The following is a 1347-nucleotide window of genomic DNA, read 5'->3' on the forward strand; positions in this document are numbered from 1 at the left end:
GATGCAGTAAACAAAGGCCAGCTTGATGCATTAAGTACCTCAAGCAATAACAAGACTGATGCCTTGGGCAACAGCACCGCCAATAATCTGGGTGGTGGGCCAAGCTATGACAGCACTACAGGTGCAGTAAGTTCACCAACCTATGTCACTACTAAAACTGATGGTACGACCGTTAATGCCAACAATGTCGGTGATGCCTTAACTAACCTGAACAATGAAGTGGTTAAACCGATTACCTTTGCGGGTAACAGCGGCAGTGTTGACCGTAAATTGGGTGAAACCTTAAATATCACAGGTGGCCTGACAGCATCTGGCTCGAACTCGAATGTGAAGACGGTCATCAGTGGCAATACCGTTGACATTCAACTTGCAGATGCACCTGTGTTTGCAGGGAAGCTGACAGCGAACGGACTGGATGCCAATGGTGAGAAAGTTACCAATGTTGGTGCGGGTACAGCAGCAACCGATGCAGTAAACAAAGGTCAGCTTGATGCATTAAGCACCTCAAGCAACAACAAGACTGATGCCTTGGGCAACAGCACAGCCAACAATCTGGGCGGTGGGTCAAGCTATGACAGTACAACAGGTGCGGTAAGCTCACCGACCTATACCGTAAATGGCAACAACGTCAATAACGTGGGCGATGCGATCACAGCACTGGATAAAGGCTGGACCTTACAAAGCAATGGTGCCAATGCCGCTGCAGTAAAAGCTGGAGATACGGTTGATATTGGTACGGTTGCAGGTGAAAGCAACCTGAAAGTGACCAAGACCGGTAATACGATCCAGTATGGCTTAAACCGTGATCTGAATATTGACAGTGTAACGGCAGGGGACAGCAAGCTGGATACGAATGGTTTAACCATCACTGGTGGACCAAGTGTGACCAAGTCTGGTATTGATGCTGCTGGGAATACAATCAGTAATGTAGCAGCAGGCACCAATGCTACCGATGCAGTAAACAAAGGCCAGCTTGATGCATTAAGTACCTCAAGCAATAACAAGACTGATGCCTTGGGCAACAGCACCGCCAATAATCTGGGTGGTGGGTCAAGCTATGACAGCACTACAGGTGCAGTAAGTTCACCAACCTATGTCACTACTAAAACTGATGGTACGACCGTTAATGCCAACAATGTCGGTGATGCCTTAACTAACCTGAACAATGAAGTGGTTAAACCGATTACCTTTGCGGGTAACAGCGGCAGTGTTGACCGTAAATTGGGTGAAACCTTAAATATCACAGGTGGCCTGACAGCATCTGGCTCGAACTCGAATGTGAAGACGGTCATCAGTGGCAATACCGTTGACATTCAACTTGCAGATGCACCTGTGTTTGCAGGGAAG

1 pseudogene is annotated in these 1347 nt (G+C 47.8%); it reads left to right on the top strand.

Features of this window, described 5'->3' with window-relative positions:
• Positions 1-1347, top strand: a pseudogene (locus tag J671_RS24750) (hypothetical protein); the annotation flags it as partial.

Source organism: Acinetobacter sp. 1130196 (assembly GCF_000588095.1).
Taxonomy (GTDB): Bacteria; Pseudomonadota; Gammaproteobacteria; order Pseudomonadales; family Moraxellaceae; genus Acinetobacter; species Acinetobacter nosocomialis.